General features: G+C 45.6%; 21 protein-coding genes. 9 read left to right on the top strand and 12 right to left on the bottom strand.

The features are described 5' to 3' along the window. The first annotated feature begins 17 nt into the window (after nucleotides 1-17). Nucleotides 18-1,484 carry a nicotinate phosphoribosyltransferase gene (locus MY7_RS13340; protein WP_014418767.1) on the top strand — a complete coding sequence of 489 codons (1,467 nt, stop codon included), beginning with the start codon at nucleotides 18-20 and terminating at the stop codon, nucleotides 1,482-1,484. Nucleotides 1,485-1,613: 129 nt separating this feature from the next. After that, a complete protein-coding gene (locus MY7_RS13335; protein ID WP_007613436.1) occupies nucleotides 1,614-2,837 on the top strand; it encodes an EAL and HDOD domain-containing protein in 1,224 nt (407 codons plus the stop codon). 6 nt (nucleotides 2,838-2,843) lie between these two features. Here the strand turns inward: MY7_RS13335 and MY7_RS13330 are convergent, their stop codons facing one another. Then, nucleotides 2,844-3,185, bottom strand: a complete 342-nt coding sequence (locus MY7_RS13330) for a hypothetical protein (protein WP_007613435.1) — start codon at nucleotides 3,183-3,185, stop codon at nucleotides 2,844-2,846. 465 nt (nucleotides 3,186-3,650) lie between these two features. Here MY7_RS13330 and degQ point away from each other — a divergent pair, with 465 nt between their 5' ends. The 6 genes from degQ to MY7_RS13295 all read left to right on the top strand — a co-directional run bounded on the left by degQ (nucleotide 3,651) and on the right by MY7_RS13295 (nucleotide 8,448). Further along, nucleotides 3,651-3,791 carry a degradation enzyme regulation protein DegQ gene (gene degQ, locus MY7_RS13320; protein WP_003152043.1) on the top strand — a complete coding sequence of 47 codons (141 nt, stop codon included), beginning with the start codon at nucleotides 3,651-3,653 and terminating at the stop codon, nucleotides 3,789-3,791. Between the two features lie 151 nt (nucleotides 3,792-3,942). Beyond that, the gene (locus MY7_RS13315; protein WP_007613433.1) at nucleotides 3,943-4,854 is read left to right on the top strand and encodes a polyprenyl synthetase family protein; all 912 of its coding nucleotides are present in this window, start codon (nucleotides 3,943-3,945) and stop codon (nucleotides 4,852-4,854) included. Beyond that, nucleotides 4,854-5,018: a competence pheromone ComX gene (gene comX / locus MY7_RS13310; protein ID WP_007613432.1), complete on the top strand. Its 165-nt coding sequence runs from the start codon at nucleotides 4,854-4,856 to the stop codon at nucleotides 5,016-5,018. The genes MY7_RS13315 and comX overlap by 1 nt, the downstream gene beginning before the upstream one ends. 11 nt (nucleotides 5,019-5,029) lie before the next feature. Further along, the gene (locus MY7_RS13305) at nucleotides 5,030-7,318 is read left to right on the top strand and encodes a histidine kinase (protein ID WP_007613431.1); all 2,289 of its coding nucleotides are present in this window, start codon (nucleotides 5,030-5,032) and stop codon (nucleotides 7,316-7,318) included. Nucleotides 7,319-7,398: 80 nt separating this feature from the next. Next, nucleotides 7,399-8,043 carry a response regulator transcription factor gene (locus MY7_RS13300; protein WP_003152052.1) on the top strand — a complete coding sequence of 215 codons (645 nt, stop codon included), beginning with the start codon at nucleotides 7,399-7,401 and terminating at the stop codon, nucleotides 8,041-8,043. 21 nt (nucleotides 8,044-8,064) lie between these two features. Further along, nucleotides 8,065-8,448, top strand: coding sequence for a hotdog fold thioesterase (locus tag MY7_RS13295; RefSeq protein ID WP_007613430.1), 384 nt, complete (start codon nucleotides 8,065-8,067; stop codon nucleotides 8,446-8,448). 39 nt (nucleotides 8,449-8,487) lie between these two features. Here the strand turns inward: MY7_RS13295 and mnhG are convergent, their stop codons facing one another. Genes mnhG through MY7_RS13260 form a run of 7 tightly spaced genes read right to left on the bottom strand, consistent with a single transcriptional unit; the run spans nucleotide 8,488 to nucleotide 14,257 of the window. Beyond that, nucleotides 8,488-8,862, bottom strand: coding sequence for a monovalent cation/H(+) antiporter subunit G (gene mnhG / locus MY7_RS13290; RefSeq protein WP_007613429.1), 375 nt, complete (start codon nucleotides 8,860-8,862; stop codon nucleotides 8,488-8,490). Further along, complete coding sequence (locus MY7_RS13285; protein WP_003152057.1) at nucleotides 8,846-9,130, bottom strand: Na(+)/H(+) antiporter subunit F1; 285 nt, start codon at nucleotides 9,128-9,130, stop codon at nucleotides 8,846-8,848. Before MY7_RS13285 ends, mnhG begins: the two co-directional genes overlap by 17 nt. Then, nucleotides 9,130-9,606 carry a Na+/H+ antiporter subunit E gene (locus MY7_RS13280; protein WP_007613428.1) on the bottom strand — a complete coding sequence of 159 codons (477 nt, stop codon included), beginning with the start codon at nucleotides 9,604-9,606 and terminating at the stop codon, nucleotides 9,130-9,132. Before MY7_RS13280 ends, MY7_RS13285 begins: the two co-directional genes overlap by 1 nt. A gap of 5 nt (nucleotides 9,607-9,611) precedes the next feature. Further along, nucleotides 9,612-11,093, bottom strand: a complete 1,482-nt coding sequence (locus MY7_RS13275) for a Na+/H+ antiporter subunit D (RefSeq protein WP_029326018.1) — start codon at nucleotides 11,091-11,093, stop codon at nucleotides 9,612-9,614. Beyond that, on the bottom strand, nucleotides 11,086-11,427 hold the full coding sequence (locus MY7_RS13270) for a Na(+)/H(+) antiporter subunit C (protein WP_003152063.1): 342 nt from the start codon (nucleotides 11,425-11,427) through the stop codon (nucleotides 11,086-11,088). The genes MY7_RS13275 and MY7_RS13270 overlap by 8 nt, the downstream gene beginning before the upstream one ends. Further along, nucleotides 11,427-11,858: a Na(+)/H(+) antiporter subunit B gene (locus tag MY7_RS13265; protein WP_007613424.1), complete on the bottom strand. Its 432-nt coding sequence runs from the start codon at nucleotides 11,856-11,858 to the stop codon at nucleotides 11,427-11,429. The genes MY7_RS13270 and MY7_RS13265 overlap by 1 nt, the downstream gene beginning before the upstream one ends. Next, nucleotides 11,855-14,257 carry a Na+/H+ antiporter subunit A gene (locus tag MY7_RS13260; RefSeq protein ID WP_029326019.1) on the bottom strand — a complete coding sequence of 801 codons (2,403 nt, stop codon included), beginning with the start codon at nucleotides 14,255-14,257 and terminating at the stop codon, nucleotides 11,855-11,857. Before MY7_RS13260 ends, MY7_RS13265 begins: the two co-directional genes overlap by 4 nt. 243 nt (nucleotides 14,258-14,500) lie before the next feature. Here MY7_RS13260 and MY7_RS13255 point away from each other — a divergent pair, with 243 nt between their 5' ends. Continuing rightward, the gene (locus tag MY7_RS13255) at nucleotides 14,501-14,719 is read left to right on the top strand and encodes a hypothetical protein (RefSeq protein WP_007613420.1); all 219 of its coding nucleotides are present in this window, start codon (nucleotides 14,501-14,503) and stop codon (nucleotides 14,717-14,719) included. A 43-nt stretch (nucleotides 14,720-14,762) separates the two neighbouring features. On the opposite strand, the gene nupQ is transcribed toward MY7_RS13255, so the two are convergent. The 4 genes from nupQ to MY7_RS13235 all read right to left on the bottom strand — a co-directional run bounded on the left by nupQ (nucleotide 14,763) and on the right by MY7_RS13235 (nucleotide 19,508). Then, nucleotides 14,763-15,722, bottom strand: a complete 960-nt coding sequence (nupQ, locus tag MY7_RS13250; protein ID WP_003152071.1) for a guanosine ABC transporter permease NupQ — start codon at nucleotides 15,720-15,722, stop codon at nucleotides 14,763-14,765. Then, a complete protein-coding gene (locus MY7_RS13245; protein ID WP_007613418.1) occupies nucleotides 15,723-16,769 on the bottom strand; it encodes an ABC transporter permease in 1,047 nt (348 codons plus the stop codon). Continuing rightward, entirely contained in the window at nucleotides 16,762-18,294 is a 1,533-nt protein-coding gene (locus MY7_RS13240) for an ABC transporter ATP-binding protein (protein WP_007613416.1), read from the bottom strand. The genes MY7_RS13245 and MY7_RS13240 overlap by 8 nt, the downstream gene beginning before the upstream one ends. A gap of 140 nt (nucleotides 18,295-18,434) precedes the next feature. After that, nucleotides 18,435-19,508: a BMP family lipoprotein gene (locus MY7_RS13235; protein WP_007408665.1), complete on the bottom strand. Its 1,074-nt coding sequence runs from the start codon at nucleotides 19,506-19,508 to the stop codon at nucleotides 18,435-18,437. Nucleotides 19,509-19,637: the final 129 nt, after the last annotated feature.

The following is a 19,637-nucleotide window of genomic DNA, read 5'->3' as shown; positions in this document are numbered from 1 at the left end:
GGAAGGGGAAAATAATTTTGGTGGAGCATGGTTTTAAAGACGACAGTTTGTCTTTACATACAGATCTTTATCAAATTAATATGGCCGAAACGTACTGGAGAGACGGCATTCATGAGAAAAAAGCGATTTTTGAGCTTTTTTTCAGAAAGCTTCCCTTTGAAAACGGCTATGCGGTATTTGCGGGCTTAGAAAAAGCAATCGAATACTTGGAGAACTTCAAATTTACCGACAGCGATCTGAATTATTTAAAAACGGAATTGCACTATGCTGATGATTTCATTGATTATTTACGGGATCTTTCTTTTACCGGATCTCTTTACAGCATGAAAGAAGGCGAGCTCGTTTTTAACAACGAACCGATTATGCGGGTCGAAGCGCCCCTGATCGAAGCCCAGCTGATTGAGACGGCTCTGCTTAACATTGTGAATTACCAAACATTAATCGCCACGAAAGCGGCCCGCATTAAAGGCGTTGTCGGTGACGAAGACGCCCTCGAATTCGGAACGCGGCGCGCCCATGAAATGGATGCGGCTATGTGGGGAGCGAGAGCGGCTCTGATCGGCGGCTTCAGCGCGACGAGTAATGTAAGAGCCGGAAAGCGTTTTAATATACCCGTATCCGGCACGCACGCTCATGCGCTCGTACAAGCGTACCGCGATGAATATACGGCTTTTAAGAAATATGCGGAGACCCACAAAGACTGCGTGTTTCTCGTCGATACGTACGATACGATCCGTTCAGGCATGCCGAATGCGATTAAAGTCGCAAAGGAATTCGGCGATCGGATCAACTTCATCGGCATCCGCCTGGACAGCGGGGACTTGGCGTACCTGTCAAAAAAAGCGCGTGAAATGCTTGATGAAGCGGGTTTCACAGACGCAAAGGTCATTGCTTCAAGCGATCTTGATGAGCACACGATATTAAATCTGAAATCGCAAGGAGCGAAAATCGATACGTGGGGCATCGGCACGAAGCTGATTACCGCATACGATCAGCCGGCTCTCGGCGCGGTTTACAAGCTTGTCGCCATTGAAGAGGACGGCAAACTGACCGACACCATTAAAATTTCGTCAAACCCTGAAAAAGTGACAACGCCGGGAAGAAAGAGAGTATACCGGATTATCAACAAGCTGAATCATCACTCGGAAGGTGATTATATCGCGCTTTATGACGAGCGGGTAAATGATCAGAAACGCTTAAAAATGTTCCATCCCGTCCACACGTTCGTCAGCAAATTCGTCACTGATTTCTATGCGAAAGACTTGCATGAGCCGATCTTTGAAAACGGCGTTTTATGCTATGATAATCCCGAGATTACCGACATCCAGCAATACGTGCAGGATAACCTCAAACTTCTGTGGGAGGAATACAAACGGATCAGCAAGCCGGAAGAATATCCGGTCGATTTAAGCGAAGACTGCTGGAGCAACAAGATGCAGCGGATTCATGAAATCAAAAGCGAGCTGAAACGGGAACTTGAATAGAAGACAAAGCGGCCTTTCCTTTCTCTGGAAAGGCCTTTTTGTTGTGATAATATTTTTCACATTTAGACAAATTTCGTCAAGTTATTTGATATACTTATGTTCGAAGGCCGCATCTAAGGGGGTAAATGAATGAAGGTGTTTGTTGCGAGACAGCCTATCTTCAACAGAAACGAACAGGTTGTTGCTTATGAACTTCTTTACCGGGAGAGCGAAGAGAACCGTTATTCGGCCGCTGACGGAGATAAAGCTACGACGGATCTCATTATTAACAGCTTTATCAACATCGGAATCGAAAAGCTGACTGAGGGGAAACGCTGCTTTGTGAATTTTACAGAAAGCCTGATGTTTTCAGATCTCCCTACCTCCTTTGATCCTGACCAGCTTATTATCGAAATTCTTGAGGACATACCGATCACTCCGGCACTCATCTCAAGATGCAGACAGCTGAAGAAATTAGGATATACATTAGCACTTGATGATTTTTACGCCATCAATCCGGAAAATGAAGAGTTAGTGGAACAGCTGATGAAATATATTGATATTTTAAAAATCGACTTTTTGCAATCCTCGCGTCTGGAGCGCAAAAAAATCATTCAGACGTACAGCTGTAAAAGTCTGATTTATTTAGCGGAGAAAGTGGAGACGAGAAAAGATTATAAACAGGCGGCCATAGACGGCTTTCACCTGTTTCAAGGATATTTTTTCAGTGAACCGCGTGTCATCAGCGGAAATGATCTGACGTTTCATTTTCATTCTTACTACCAGCTTTTAAGCGAATTAAACAATGACCAGCCCAATATACAGCGCGTGACGGAATACATAGAGCGGGACGTCAGCTTATCGTATCAGATTCTGCGTTTTTTAAACGGATCGCAAACAAGGCTGAAAAAAAAGATAGACAGCATCCAGCAGGCCATCATGATGCTCGGGCTGAATGAGATTAAGCGCTTGATTTACATTCTTTCATTCAGAGATTTAACGGCGAAAAGCCACTCAAGCCAAAAAGAAATCATTAAGATTTCCTTAATCAGGGCCAAACTGTGCGAACTGCTGGCGAAAAGAACCGGAAGGCCCCAGCCCTCTTCTTACATGCTGATCGGCATGTTTTCGCTCATCGATACGCTTCTCCACAGGGAGCTGGAGGATATCATCAAAGAACTGCCTTTAATCGATGAAGTCGGACAGGCGCTGCTCGGTTATGAAAACGATTATTATAAGATGCTCGCGCTCGTCAAAGCCATTGAATGCAACAACTGGGACTGTGACGAGTGGGGAAAAGAACTGAACAAAGAAGAAGCGTATGAATGTTACCTACAGGCGATCGAATGGTGCCGGCAGCTGATCGTGGATTGAGCCGCTTTAAGCCGACCACCTGAGGGCGATGATAAACCGGCTTTGCTCTCTGACCAGACTGACACGGATGCCGTCGGGATTATACGTCACGTCAAAGTCATTTTTGATGCCGGTCTGCTTAATGAGCCGCTTGACCGCTGCGGTGTCAGATGATTGCGCTGCGGTGAGGATGCGGCGCGCAAGCTCTTTTGACGCCGACAGCCGCGCAAGGAGCAGGCGCGCATCCTCCAGCATGCCCGCAGCCTCTTTTGCGGACGCTGTCAAAATATCTGCGTGAACCGGGGCACTGGGCGCAGGATGCCGATATGGCGCGGCGAAAACAGGACAGCATGGATACACATAATGCATACGGCGGCCTCCTTCCTGAGAAAACATTGGTTATACATGAGTATAGGCGGCGTGATAACGAGTTATGACATGCAAAAAGACCACAATGCGGGGGTTGCGGTCTTTTCGGTGTTTGTCGGTGGTTATGCGACGCTGTTCGCCCATTCTGTTTTGAAATTGCGACGGCAGGGACTATAGTCCTTGCCGGTTTGTCGGAAAACCGTTAAAAAAACAGCAGAACCGCCAGATTGGTCTGCTTCATCCTAAACGTCTGCCTTTCTGGTAGTTATATAGTCCTGTTCGCTAAATGCTCCATTCGGGACTATGGGATTACCCCGGTTTGCGGTGTCACGCAGATACTTTTACACATACTTTTCGGTGAAAAATCCCGCAAAAACGTTTACACTATTAGTAACAGATCAAATACCTAGGACTCGTTCACCATACACAATTCATTGATCTTTCAAAAAAAGGAGTGTGGAAACGGTGGAAAACAAATTAGAAGAAGTAAAGCAATTATTATTCCGACTTGAAAATGATATCAGAGAAACAACCGACTCATTACGAAACATTAACAAAAGCATTGATCAGCTCGATAAATTCTCATATGCAATGAAAATTTCTTAAAAAGACTTGGAAACAAGTCTTTTTTTTGTGCATTTTTTATCCATTTCATGGATAAAGTATTATACGATTGTTAAAAAACGAAAAACCTGCTGTCTTTCATCACCTGCATTTAGTAAAATAGAATGGGAGGGTGAAGACAATTATTGAGCAAATGTGTTTAGATGCCGAAACGATTAAAGAGAAGATGAAGGAAATTGTGGAGCACAATATATGCAATACTAACTTGAAAATGTACCTTCTAAAATTTATTGCATCAAAAGATTCATTTGGATTTGCTGAATTGGCATATCAACATTACAAAGCGTTCAATGGCAGAGACACAGAGGCGATTTTAAAGTTAGCCGTAGGCATAGAATTATTAGTCCTGTCATACGACATTTATGATGATTTAGAAGATAATGATAATCTGAAAATGGAATGGATGAAAACAGGTCTCCCCATTACGCTGAATACTGTAACGGCCATCTATACATTAAGTATACAGGTTATGAATCAGATTAGTGAAAATCCGTATTTTCTTAAGCAAATATTAAACTTTGCTTTGAATTCAATTGAGGGCCAGCAAGATGATATTTTGAATGCACCGCAAACTGAAGAAGAGTGTTTGAAAATGATTAAGAATAAATCTGGCTCTTTAACTGCATTGCCTTGCGTTATGGGCGCGATGCTGGCTACAGGAAAGTTAAATCCAATCGTTCAATCATATTCATATGAACTCGGAATAATATCCCAGATTGATAATGATTATCAAGGTTTGTTTTACTTGAATAATGATTTTGTTCAACGCAAAAATACACTTGCTTATTTATACTTAAAAAAGAAATTCAATAAAGCTTCTGAAGAAATCTTACAATGGTATGAAAACCCAGAGTTATTCAAAACCTTAAAGACCCGAGACATAAAAAAGAAATTAATTGAAGCAGGTGTAACCCAATACTTATTGGTTTTGAAACATTTGTCGTTAAAAAAAATAAAAAGTAAGATATTTGAATTGGAGATAGAAAGAAATAAAACGGAAACTTTATTAAATGCGATTGTTAATTTAGAGGAGGATGAAAAATAATGCAGGAAATTGTAGGATACTTAACCAAAAATCCAGAAGTTTTAAATAAAGTGATTGAAGGCAATGCTAGTCTGATTGGAGTTAGCCAGGATCAAACAGATTGTGTTATAAATGCGTTTAAGGGTATAGATGTTATTTCTTTCGGCGGTGATTGGAAATATTGAGGATGATATAAATGAAGTCCAAGTACAATAAGGTTTCAGTTGTCTTAATTCTGCTTACATTGGTATATGTCATTTATCTGACTTATATAAGCACAAATAATCTTTTAGTCGGCGCCACAATTTCTGAAAATAAACAGGGCGAAATTAAAATAAAAGATGTAGAAGATTTTACAATGGCATATTACGCCGGAGTGCAAAAGGGAGATATAGTAAAGAATATTAACCACCAAAATGTAAAGTCAATTAATATTCAAATGAATAAGCTGAAAAATGTAAACTCGATGGTCGTTGATAGAAACGGTCATGATATTGAGATTAAGCTCAATTTATTTAATGATAGGAACTTCAGTACTTACTTAATACCGATAATTTTTTATGTAGTATGTTTATTTTGCTGTTTCTTCATCATTAAAATAAATGAAGAAAAAAACTTGAAATCTGCTTTGGTGCTAATTGTATTTCTTTTGTCTGCCTCAATTGCATATATTAGTGCTGGAGGATCGGCAAAAGGCGATTTGCTTAGCAGATGTATCATGTTGTTAACATTAATAACTGTACCTTTAAATTATCTTCTGTTTCTTTATCATTACTTTAAAGAATTAGGTACAGTGCTTTTCAGCAAAAAAGTTTTCGTTTTGTATTTATTTCCAACTATAAATATATTATTTGAATTATTTCGGTCGCGATTATCTTTTGGTGATTTTATTCCAAAATTTAATTTGATTTCGTTTTTCCTTCTTTTTTTGATTGTAGCATATTACTTTATTGTTATTTTGAGAAGAAACAAAGATACTGATCAGGCACATATTATAAAGGTGCTTGTAGTTATAAATATATTGGCATTTTCGCCTTTTTTATGTCTGTATCTTATACCGTATGTATTTTTTAATGATTATTATGTCTCTTCTTTCTTAACAGCATCATTTATGCTGCTAATACCTTTTTCACTTGTATATCAATTCATGTCGAATAAAATATATAACGTTGATTTTATCTTAAGTAAGTTAAAATATTATGGCTTTTTAGCGTTAACCTCAACTATAATTCTGGTTACGACAATAGAGTTATTACGTGAGCCGGAAGAAAATTTTTACAATCTCAAACTGACATTTTTAATTTATATTTTAATGTTAGCTGTTTTTTATTATAAAGAAATACTCGATTTCCGGTTTAAATTAAAAAGGGTCTCTGAAAGATTCAATTACCAAGACAGTATTTATAAGTTTACCCAATTAATCAGAAACTCGTCTTCTTTAAATCAGGTTTTTGGAGAATTAAAAACCACCATTCTCGAAGTAACTCTTACAAGTAAAGTGTATATATTTGAAGTTACGTATGATGGGAATGTAAAGGCATTTGACGAAAGAGATTCAAGTTTGATAGATGATTATCAAGTGCTTTTAAATAGTGTTACTATTGAGATAGGAAAAATAACGGAGTTTAATCAAGGTTTCGCAATGAAAGTAGGAGAACGGGGAGATAGATCATTCGTTGTTCTCTGTTTGTCTAAGATGAATACGCCCCGTTTATCACGTGAAGAAATTTCTTGGTTAAAAACATTATCTTTTTACGTTAATGTTTCAATAGAAAACGTGATGAAAATCGAAGAACTTATGAATCATCTCGAAGATTTAAAGAAACAAGAGACAAACCCGGTCTGGCTCAAAAAGCTGATGTTTACGATCGAGGAAAAGCAGCGGTCGGATTTGGCCCGTGATCTGCATGATTCGGTGCTGCAGGATTTGATTTCTTTGAAGCGCCAGTGTGAGCTGTTTCTGGCCGATTTTAAGAAAGAGGAGCCTTGCCAGTTAGAGGTGCAGGACAAGCTTCATCAGATGAATGAGCAGATGTCGGATGTCATTTTGATGACCCGGGAGACGTGCCATGAGCTTCGTCCTCAGCTGCTGTATGATTTGGGTCTGGTCAAGGCGGTATCCAAGCTTGCCGCACAGCAGCAGGAGCGTGCGCCGTTTCATATCCGTCTGAATACGGGCCGGTTTACGGCGGCGCTGGATTTGGATACGCAGCTGAATTTGTACCGCATCATTCAGGAATTTCTTTCGAACGCCATGAAGCATTCACAGGCGAATGAGGTGCTGATTATGCTGATCAGCATTCAAAATAAAGTGATTCTGCATTATGAAGACGACGGTGTCGGCTGCAATCAGGAAGAAGGCGGGCAGTCGATGAGCATGGGTCTTTCGGGTATTAAGGAGCGCGTTCGTGCGCTTGACGGACGAATGAAAATTGACACAAGTGAAGGAAACGGTTTTAAAGCGGATATTGAAATGGAATTGTAACCAATTTATCACCAAATCGACTTGGCAGAAGCCAAGTCTTTTTAATAAAATGGAAATGAGTGAGTAAAAGGGAGGAAACCATGAAAAAGATACTAGTGATTGATGATCATCCGGCTGTCATGGAGGGCACCAAGACGATTCTGGAAACGGACACGAATCTTTCTGTCGATTGCCTCAGTCCTGATGCCAGTGAACAATTCGTTCTCCGGCATGATTTTTCAGCTTACGATCTCATATTAATGGATTTAAATCTGGGTGATGACATCAGCGGCATAGAGCTTTCCAAGAAAATCTTAAAAGAGAATCCTCTCTGTAAAATCATTGTCTACACAGGCTATGAGGTTGAAGATTATTTTGAAGAATCCATCCGCGCGGGCCTGCATGGCGCCATCAGCAAAACCGAATCTAAAGAGAAAATCATGCAATACATATATCACGTGCTCAACGGACAGATTTTAGTTGATTTCTCCTATTTCAAACAGCTGATGACCCAGCAAAAAACAAAAACGTCTTCTTCCCCTCAAAGTGAGCAGGATCGGTTAACCCCGAGAGAGCGCCATATTCTCCAAGAGGTCGAAAAAGGTTTGACCAATCAGGAAATCGCAGATGCGCTTCACTTAAGCAAGCGGTCGATTGAATACAGCCTGACATCCATTTTTAATAAGCTGAATGTCGGCTCCCGCACTGAAGCGGTGCTGATCGCCAAGTCAGATAACGTACTATAAATCTTGAAGGGAGAATGACCTATGAATCTGAACAATACATTGCTCGGCGCACTCGGTATTGAAATCACTGAAAACACGCCGGAGAGATGCGTGGCAGTGATGCCGGTGGATAAGAGAACGGTGCAGCCTTTCGGATATCTGCATGGGGGCGCGTCAGCAGCGCTGGCGGAGACTGTTGCAAGTGTCGGGGCCCAGCATTTTATCGACCGGTCGAAACAGGCGTGTGTCGGGCTTGAGATTAATGCCAATCATTTAAAATCCGTGAAAGAGGGCGGGACGGTCACGGCAATAGCAGAACCCGTTCACACGGGCAGAGCAACCATTGTGTACGGGATTAACATTTTCGATGAGCGGGAAAGGCTGATCTGTGTTTCCCGCTGCACGCTGGCTGTTATAACAAAATAAACAAACAGCCGGAACCCTGAATCGTCCGGCTGTTTGTTTTTACAAATATGAATCTTCTTTTCGTTTGATCACAAAGTTTCTGATCCCTTTGTAATCATCCTGAACGCTTCTTTTATCAAGCGCCGCTCCCGAATTGTACGCGGCCCTGCATATGAGGTGCGCTCCGACCGGCGCCGTCAGCAGGATAAAAATGATGCCGAGCAGTATTTTTACAGAAATTTCTCCGGTCAGCATCCACAAGTAGCCTAACACCCCGAGCAATACCAAATTAACGCCGAGTGTCGAGCCTTTTGAAGAGGCGTGGGCGCGCGTATACACATCAGGAAGCCTGAGTGTGCCGAAAGACGCGACCAGGCAGATCAGCGACCCCATCAGAATACAAATGCCGACGGCCCATTTAACGATTTCGATCATTTTCGATAATCTCTCCTTTCTCCAAAAACTTAGCAAAGGCAATCGTGCCGATAAACGATAAAATGCCGAGCAGCAGAATGATGTCCAAAAAGGCCGATGTGTTTAAGAGAATGGATACAAGCGCGGTCATGGCAATCAGATTAATGCCGATCCCATCAAGCGCGACGACCCGGTCCGGTATCGTAGGCCCTTTCATGACGCGAATGACGTACAGAAGAGTCGAAACCGCCATAATGCCGAGTGATAATTGCAGAATAAACGTAAACATCAGCGGCTCACCTCCTGAATGGCTTTCTCAAAAGAGACGCGGATGTCATGGATCGCTTTCTCCGCATCTTCAATGTCCATGGCGTGTATATAGAGAATCGACCGGTCATCGGAGATATCCATCACGAGCGTACCCGGTGTTAAAGTGATTAACAGCGAGAGCAGCGTGATCTCCCAATCCTCCGTCAATTCCGTCTTAAACGCGAAAATGCCCGGGCGGATGTTCAGTTTCGGCGATATAACGGTTTTCAGCACGCTGACATTGGCCAAATATAATTCCTTTATAAAGATCAGCGCCAGTTTGATGACTGACCATATTTTCCAAATGTAAAACGGCCGCGAGAAGAAGCGCCGGAAAAAAAACAGCGCCGCCAAGCCCGCGATAAATCCGGTCATAAAACCCCCGGCGCTGAGGCTGTTTGTGAGAAACATCCAGCAAACAGCGAGAAGAACATTTAATAATAGTTGAAAAGCCATGCCATCTACTCCTTCAAAACAGCTTCAATGTATTTTTCCGGATTCAGCAGATTCTCAGCCGTCTGATTGACATACGGTGAAACCCATTCGGTTCCGAGCCCGAACAGAAGCGACAAAAGGAGAAAAGCGGCTGCCGGATAAAGAAGTCCTTTTGCGGACCGTCCGCCTGCGCCCGGAATTTCTTTTTCTTCCCCCCAAAAAGCCGTCGTGAAAACCTTCAGCACGGAATAGAGCACAAGCAGGCTTGATAAGAGAATCAATACGGAAAACAATGTTTCCCCCTTATCGAACCCGCCTTCCGCGATCTTCAGCTTGCCCACAAATCCGCTGAACGGCGGGATGCCGGCCAAAGATATGGCTGAAATAAAGAACATCCATCCCAAAACGGGATAACGGGTGATCAGTCCGCCCATTTTATGCAGGCTGGCAGTGCCTGTCAATGCGATAAGCGTGCCGGCAAGCATAAACAGCGCTCCTTTAATCAGCATATCGTGAATCAAGTAATAAACCGCTCCTTGAATGGAGGCCGGTGTGTTCATGGCAATGCCGAACAAAATCACGCCGACGGCTGTAATAATATTGTAGATGACGATTTTCATGACATCCGAAAAGGCGATAGATCCGATTACGCCGAATAGCACCGTCAGCATCGCAAGCCACATCATCAATTGGTGGGTAAAGCCCGTATCGTGAATAAAGATCAGGGTGAATACTCTTAAAATGGCGTAAAGGCCGACTTTCGTCAAAAGAGACCCGAATAAAGCCGAAATCGCAGCCGGCGGGGCGTAATAAGAGCCCGGCATCCAGAAATACAGCGGGAATATCCCGCCCTTTAAACCGAATACAACGAGAAGAAGGACGCCGATGACGGTGATCAGCCCGGTCTGGCCCGATTCGCTTATTTTTACGCTTAGATCAGCCATATTCAGCGTGCCCGTCACCGCGTATAAGTAACCGACGCCGATGACAAAAAACGCGGATGACACAATGTTAAACACGATATACTTCAATGATTCTCTTAATTGAATTTTCGTTCCGCCAAGCACGATCAGCATGTAGGACGCGATAAGCAGAAGCTCAAAAAAGACATACATGTTGAACAGGTCACCCGTCAAAAACGCTCCGCTTACGCCGGCCAGAAGAAACTGCACTCCTGAATAATAGAAAGCGCGCTCCCTTTTTTCTCCGATGGAGCGGAAGGAGTACAGGATGACGAGCAGCCCGATTATGGCGGTTGTCAAAACAAGCAGTGCGGCGAGCTGATCCGCGGCGAGCACAATGCCGTACGGCGCTTTCCATCCGCCGAGTGTCAGCGTCTGAATCCCGTGTGTGAAAACCCTCTGAACGAGAGCGGCGCTGATGACGATGGAGACACAGGAAGCGGCAGTGCTGAATATCCGCATCAGCATCACGCGCCTGTTCATAAAAATCAGCAGCACTGCGGCAAGCAGCGGCACCAGAATAGGCAATATCACAAAGTTATTCATGTTGATCATTTCCCCTCATTCGATCCATATCGTCCGTTTTCAGTTCCTGATAGGCGCGGAACGCCATCACAAGCAGGAAGGACGTGACGCCGAACGAAATAACGATCGCCGTCAGTATGAGTGCCTGCGGCAGCGGATCGACAAACGACGTGCTTTTTCCGCCCAGTATGGGAGGAGCGCCTTTTTTCAGTCCGCCCATGGTCAGGAGCAGCAAATGGACGCCGTGGCTTAAAAGCGCGGTGCCGATAATCACGCGCAGCAGACTTTTAGAAAGCAGCAGGTAGGTTGCCGCCATAAACAAAATACCGGCAATGACAGACATTAAGATTTCCATTATTCTTCCTCTCCAATCGTTTGAATAATGGTCATCGTCACGCCGACAACAACGAGATACACACCTAAATCAAACAAAGTGGCCGTCGCAAGCTCCGTATTCCCAAGCACCGGGAGATGAAAATGGCCGAATGTATGGGTGAGAAAGGGTGCTCCGAATAAGAACGAACCTGCACCCGTTGCAATCGCGATAAGCAGACCTGCGCCCGCCACATAAATAAAATTGACGGGCAAAATCGATTTGACGGTTTTTAAATCAAAGGCCAAAAGCAACAGCACGATGGCCGAAGACGTAATCAGTCCGCCGACAAATCCTCCGCCGGGAGCGTTATGCCCCGATAAAAATAAATAGAAAGAGAAAAGCAGTATGATAAAAGATACAAGCTTCGTTGCCGTCTGAAGGATGATGTCGTTTGTTTTTTGCTGTCTCAACGCTCTTCTCCCTCCTCTTTTACTTTCGTTCTGATCATGCCGTAAATACCGAGTGCGGCAATCGACAGCACCGTGATTTCAAACATCGTATCAAATCCCCTGAAATCAACGAGGATGACGTTGACGATATTGTTTCCTCCCCCGAGCTTATGGCTGTAAGCGGTGAAAAAGGAGGAGATGCTGTCTTTTGTTTTTTCGCTGGAAGACGCGATTCCGAGCATTGTCACGATGACGCCGACACCGAGAGAAATGATAAAATTCGTCATCCGGAATGTTCTTGTCTTCTTTTTCCGCCGCATTTTCGGCAGATGATAAAAACAAAGAAGAAACAAGGCGACGGATATCGTCTCAATGACGAGCTGCGTGAGCGCCAGATCGGGCGCTCTGAAAATCACGAAAAACAGCGCGAGTGTGTACCCGACAACACCGAGTGAGATAATGGCCGTCAGCCGCGATTTGGCGAACACAGTCGCAATTGTTGCGCTCACCATAACAAGGGACAGCACGATTTCATACAGGCCGATTTCAGCCATGCCTTTCGCTGTCATGGAAAAGCCGCCTTTCATCACGAACGCCGCTCCGATTAGAATGATAAACGCCGCAAAAATATACAGCAGATAATCCCGCAAAAATCCGGTCATATAAGATGACGTCAGCTGGTAAGATCTTTTTTCCATACTGCCTGTCACCGCATCGTAAAGCTTGTTCAACGTCAGTTTTTTCGGAAACAGACCGTACAAATGCTCCCATTTAGACAGCGTTACGTAACCGATCGTGCCGACAATGATAATGCCGAGGGTCATCATTACCTCAGCCGTCACCCCGTGCCACTGGGAAATATGGACATGGAATGTATCTCCGCCGGTTAACAGAGCCGGATAAATGGAGTTCATCGCCGGTTCAATCAGGCTGTAAGACAAAACGTTCGGTGCAAAAAACAGACTGACGGCGCAAGCGGCAAGAATGACCGGCGAAATCAGCATGCCGAGCGGTGCTTCATGCGGCGTCTTTTCAAGCTGATCAGGTTTGCGCGCGCCGCTGAACGTTCTGAAAAACAGCTTCATGCTGTAGATGAAAGTGAAGACGCTCCCGATCCATGCGAGAACGGGGAACAGCACGCCCCACGTATCCAGGCTGAAAATATCTGCATGAGCAATCCGCAGCATACTTGTAAAGAACATTTCTTTACTTAAAAAGCCGTTAAACGGAGGGAGGCCGGCCATGGAAAACGTTCCGATCAGTGAAACGGTGAACGTTACCGGCATAAGCGCCATCAGGCCGCCGAGCCTGCGGATGTCCCGTGTTCCCGTTTCATGGTCGATAATGCCGACCGCCATAAATAAACTTCCTTTAAAAGTAGCATGGTTAATTAAGTGAAACACAGCCGCAGTGACAGCCGCCGTAAAATATTCTGAATGCTGGTAATGAAGCGCGGCGGCTCCTGCGCCGAGCATCGATACAATCATACCGAGCTGACTGACTGTGGAAAATGCCAGAATCGCTTTTAAATCGGTTTGTTTAATCGCATTGAAGGAAGCCCATACCATCGTGATCAGACCGACTGAGGCAACCGTCCAAAACCAGACGGGTGAAAATGCAAAAACCGGACTGAATCTGGCAATCACATAAATGCCCGCTTTCACCATTGTAGCCGAGTGCAGATAGGCGCTGACAGGAGTCGGCGCCTCCATGGCATCAGGCAGCCAGATATAAAACGGAAACTGCGCTGATTTCGTAAAGGCTCCCAATAACAGGAGAACCATCGCCGGAATAAAGAACGGATGGCCTGCGATAATATGCACCTGGTTGACCATTTCCCTGATACTGAAAGAATCCGTCATCAGATACAGCAGGATAAAGCCGCCAAGCATGCATAGTCCGCCGCCGACGGTAATCAACAGTGACTTTTCCGCACCGTAGCGTGATTTCTTCCGCTTATGCCAATACCCGATTAATAAGAAGGATGACAGGCTTGTCAGCTCCCAGAACATATAAAGCACGATGACGTTATCGACGAGCACAACGCCGAGCATCGCGCCCATAAACATCAGCAGGTACACATAAAAGGGGCCGAGCTTTTCTTTGTCCTTCGATAAGTAAAAAATACTGTAAAGCGTCACCAAAGAGCCGATGCCCGTAATCAATAAAGCGAATAACAGCCCGAGTCCGTCAAGATAAACGGTATAGTTAATACCGAGGGACGGAATCCATTCGGCCGCATATCGGACGGTTTCCCCGGCCATTGTTACAGGGAGCTTGCTGATAAAGTAAACAAACAGCACAACGGGCACTATCAGCACAAACCAGCCTGTATGGACTTGTTTTACCCGTTTATAAAGAAAGGGAACGATAAATGCAAATAAAAAAGGCGCCAAAATCGCGAAATGTAACAGCTGCAACAGAAGACCTCCTTTGCTTGTTTTTTCATCAAGCAACTGCTTTATGTAAGAGTGAATCAATCAATTCACGGTCATAGGACCCAGTACAAATTATATCGCACTTTTTTTTACCCTGCTACGGCATAATGTATTCCTTTCTGTGTTTTTGTGGTCTTTTGAACCCAAAATAAATTTATCAAATATCCTGATCTTTGTATATACATTTATCTTTCAGATCAAGCTTTTAAAGAAGGAGCTGATCAGATGAAGAGAAAGGCGGCGGCCTGTATTGGAATATTTTGTTCTATTATCGCAGGAACATTCATAGCGGACGATTTCTGCAAAACGCGGCAGCAGACGGAGACAGATAATTGGGAGCGTTTTTTTCTCGGTGCGGAATACGCGGAAGACAAGCTGAGTGCGGCTGAATCAATGCAAACACCGTTTCAGCCGCGTGAGTATATCAGAATCGTATATAGATGAAAAGAGTTCCGGCACCAGGGTGCGGAACTCTTTTTTGTGGCAATCAGCGTTTTCCTTTAATGTAAGGGATGCCGTTGGCCTTAGGCGCATCCGCGCGGCCGATGAAGCCGGCAAGCGCGAGAATGGTCAGAATGTAAGGAGCCATCAGCATGTATACATTCGGAATGTCTTTGAACAGGGGCAAAAGCGAGCCGATAATGCTCAAACTCTGCGCAAACCCGAAGAACAGCGCCGCCCCGAGCGCGCCGATCGGATGCCATTTGCCGAAAACCAGTGCGGCGAGAGCGATAAAGCCTTGCCCGGAGATGGTGGAGTGCGTGAAATCAAGCGCGATCGTGGAAGCATACACACCGCCGCCGAGCCCGCCGAACAGTCCGCTGATCATGACGCCGATATAGCGCATGCCGAACACGTTGATTCCCATCGTATCGGCCGCCATCGGATGTTCCCCGACAGAACGGATGCGGAGGCCGAACGGCGTTTTGAATAAAATAAACCAGGAAACAAAGGCCAGTACGATGGCTAAAATCGACGTATAATATACGTCAGAAAAGAAAATCTTTCCTAAAACCGGAATATCGCTTAACCCGGGAATGTTCGTTTTGTAAAAGGGCTCCGGGATTTTATCAGTCTGCGCCTTTCCGTAGATCAGCTTGACGATAAACAGTGTTGCTCCTAACGCAAGCATATTGATCGCCACACCGGTTACCGTCTGATCGGCGCGGAAAGAAACCGCGGCAGCCGCGTGGATCAGTGAGAACAGTCCGCCGGCAATCATAGCCGCAGCCAAGGCGAGCCACGGAGCGGCGGCGCCAAGCTCGCGTCCGAAAAATAAGTTGAACATGACGCTTGTAAAGGCGCCGATAATCATCAGTCCTTCAAGACCGATGTTGACAACTCCAGATCTTTCAGAAAACACACCGCCGAGAGCAGTTAAAATAAGCGGAGCCGCATATACGAGTGTTGCCGGGACAATAATGGATAAAATCTGCAGGAAGTCCACTTACTTCGCCCCCTTTTTCTTCAATTTATCAAGGATGAGACGGATGGCGTAGCTTGATGCCACAAACAAAATAATAATGGCGATGACGATGTCAACGACTTCAGAAGGCACGCCGGATTCAATCGGCATATTTAGTGCCCCGACTTTAAGGCCGCCGAGAAGACATGCCGCCAGAATCACGCCGATTGCCGTGCTGCCGCCGAGAAGCGCAACCGCAATGCCGTCGAAGCCGACGCCGGTAAAGGCGCCCTTAACCGCTGCGTATTGAAAGGTTCCGAGTCCTTCCATCGCGCCGGCAAGCCCTGCGAAGGCGCCGGAAATCATCATGGCGTACATCATATTTTTTCTGACGCTCATTCCGGCGTATTGTGCGGCGTGCTGGTTAAAGCCGACAGCCCGGAATTCAAATCCGCTTTTTGTTTTATGAATGATAAACCACATGAGGACTGCCGCAAACAGAGCGATCAGAATGCCCCAGTGAAGGCGGGAGTAATCTGTCAGCTGCTCTAAAAACGGCGAGCGGAGCGACGCGCTTTCATGAATTTTGTCTGTTTTGTCCCGGTGGTCCGTCATGACATCGGAAATGAGATAATTGGTTAAATGAAGAGCGATATAATTCATCATGATCGTGACAATCACTTCGTGGACAAAAAAACGGGCTTTTAAAAATCCGGGAATCAGGCCCCAAATGCCGCCCGCAGCCGCAGCCGCCAATAACGAAAGCGGAAGGTGGATGTAAGCGGGGGCGTCAAAGGAAGCGCCGACCCACACCGCGGCGGTCCAGCCGACAAGGAGCTGTCCTTCAACCCCGATATTAAACAGGCCGGTCCGAAATGCGAATGCCACGGCCAATCCGGACAAAATATATGGCGTAATCTGCCGGATCGATTCCCCGATGTAATACACTTCACCGAAAATGCCGCTCCAAAGAGCCGAATACCCGCTTACGACATTGTAGCCGCTGGCGAGCATGATGACCGCACCTGCAGCTAACCCAAGGATGATCGCAATCAGCGGCACAGCCAGATGAGAAAGTCGATTAATCATGTGTTTTCTCCGCCTCCATTTGCTTACTTCCCGCCATTAAAAGTCCGAGCTCCTGCTCGTTTGTTTCAAGCGGATTGACGTTTGCGATGATGCTGCCTTCAAAGATGACGGCGATGCGATCGCTGAGATTCATTATTTCATCAAGTTCAAAAGATAACAGAAGCACCGCTTTACCGGCGTCACGCTGCTCAATGAGCTTTTTATGGACGAATTCAATCGCGCCGACATCGAGTCCCCGCGTCGGTTGGGCCGCAATTAAAAGATCCGGATTTCTGTCCACTTCCCGGCCGATAATGGCCTTTTGCTGATTCCCCCCGGAGAGAGCGCGCGCAGGCGTATATTCATCAGGTGTTCTGACATCGTATTCTTCAATCAGGCTTCGCGCTTTGTCATAAATCGTGTGTTTATTTAATATGCCGAAAGAAGAGTAGGGCTTTTGATAATAACTTTGCAGCACGATATTTTCTCCGATCGGAAAATCAAGGACGAGCCCGTGTTTATGCCGGTCCTGCGGAATATGCCCGATGCCGGCTTCAGTGACTTTCCTGGGCGGCATGTTTTGCAGCTGTTTGCCGTTTAACGTGATCGTGCCGGCATTTGTTTTTCTGAGACCTGTAATGGCTTCAATTAATTCAGACTGGCCGTTTCCGTCAACGCCCGCAATGCCGACGATTTCACCGGCTCTGACTGAGAGGGAGAGCTGTTTGACCGCCTCAACGCCGCGCGCGTCCTTCACCGTTACATCAGAAAGCGAAAGCACTTCTTGTTTCGGATCGGCCGGCTTTTTATCCGTCTTGAATGACACTTCGCGTCCGACCATAAGGCTTGCCAGTTCATCTTGATCCGTATGTGCGACATCGAGTGTTGTAATGCCTTTTCCTTTCCGGATAATGGTGACACGGTCGCAGACTTCCATAATTTCTTTTAATTTGTGGGTGATGAGGATAATTGATTTTCCTTCATTGACAAGATTTTTCATAATCTGAATCAGTTCTTGAATTTCGTGCGGAGTCAGTACCGCGGTCGGCTCGTCAAAAATGAGAATGTCGGCGCCCCGGTAGAGGGTCTTTAATATTTCCGCCCGCTGCTGCATACCGACGGAAATATCGGCAACTTTGGCTTCAGGATCAATGTGCAGGCCGTAACGGTCGGAAATATCGCGCACGTCCCGGTCGGCGCGCTGTCTGTCAATTCGGCCGAATGTTTTCGGCTCTTTTCCGAGAATGATATTTTCTGAGACGGTAAAGGTATCCACAAGCATAAAATGCTGGTGCACCATCCCGATGCCGAGATCGTTGGCTTTGTTCGGGCTGTTGATGTGAACAAGTTCGCCCCGCACTCGGATCTCGCCTTTTTCCGGATGATACAGGCCGAATAAAACGTTCATGAGTGTCGATTTTCCGGCGCCGTTTTCACCGAGAAGGGCGTGTATTTCGCCTTTTTTCACTTGAAGCGTGACGTCATCATTGGCGACGATTCCGGGAAACTCCTTGCGTATATTAAGCATTTCAATGATATAATCCACCGATTTGACGCTCCTTTTCAGAGATACTTTGATGAGAAAGAGCTTGGCAAAAGAAAAGCTGCAAGAGATGCAGCTTTTCCTTCACCGCTCTTTTCATAAAAGAGAGGGGATAAGACGGAAGTCTCCTTATCCCCTGATTCTTACTCAGCCTTGAAGGATTTCAATTCTTTTTCAGTTGAAGGGATCTCGAGTCCGTCCGCGATTTTCTTCTTCCAATCGTCTGTTGCTTTGATGACATCGTCAGAAAGGTTCTCCTTGTGATCCGAGATGCCGACTGCATCTTGCGCCAAACCGTATGTTAATGTTTTGCCGCCCGGGAATTTCCCGTCACTTGCTTTTTTCGTTAAGTCCTCTACGGCTGTATCCACTTTTTTGACCATTGATGTCAGAGTGACATTGTCTTTTGTGCCTTTGACTTGACCTTCCGCGTACTGGTCTTTATCAACACCGATAACCCATACGTTCCGCTTCGGATCTTCTTTTTTCAGATTTTTCGCTTCTGTGAAGACGCCCGTTCCCGTTGCGCCGGCCGCGTGATAAATGACGTCAACGCCTGATTTGTACATGCTTTCAGCCGTCGCCTTGCCGACATCGGCTTTGTCAAATCCGCCCGCATATTTCACTTCGACGGTCGCTTTCGGATTTGCGGCTTGTACACCCGCGCGGAAGCCGATTTCGAATTTTTTGATCAATTCAGACTCCATTCCGCCCACGAATCCGACTTTTCCCGTTTTGCTCGATAGCGCAGCGGCCGCTCCCACGAGGAATGAACCTTCCTGCTCTTTAAATGTAAGGCTCGCCACGTTGTCTTTTTTGACAACGGCGTCAATGATCGCAAAATTTGTGTCTTTGCGCTGATCGGCGATTTCGCTGATGGAATCCTGCATCAGATACCCGACGCCGTAAATCAGGTCAAAGTGCTCCCGCGCTAATTTATTTAAGTTCGTTGTATAATCTGCATCTGATTTTGATTGAAGGTAGTCAAAACCGCTTTTGCCTTTTGTAAGCCCGTTGTCTTTTCCGAATGCCTGGATGCCTTCCCAGGCGGACTGGTTAAATGATTTGTCATCGACACCGCCGATATCCGTTACCATGCCGACGGTAAAGTTTTTGCTGCCGGAGCCGTTTGCTTTGTCACTTGAACCGCATGCGCTTAATATGGTTCCGGCCGCCGCGATGAGCGCCATCGCCATTCCGATTTTGCGTTTTTTCAAAGATATAACCCCCCTGTAAAATATGGCTGTGCCGTTCAATTCAGACTTGAGTCCCCGTACCGGATGCAGAATCGAAAAAACTTTCTGATAATAACGATGAGACGTCTCTCTTTTTCCCGCCTTGAGCGG

Source organism: Bacillus sp. 5B6, from assembly GCF_000259405.1.
In the GTDB taxonomy this organism is placed as follows: domain Bacteria; phylum Bacillota; class Bacilli; order Bacillales; family Bacillaceae; genus Bacillus; species Bacillus velezensis.
The sequence above is the reverse complement of the archived record's forward strand: the minus strand, read 5'-3'. Positions and strand labels throughout refer to the sequence as shown.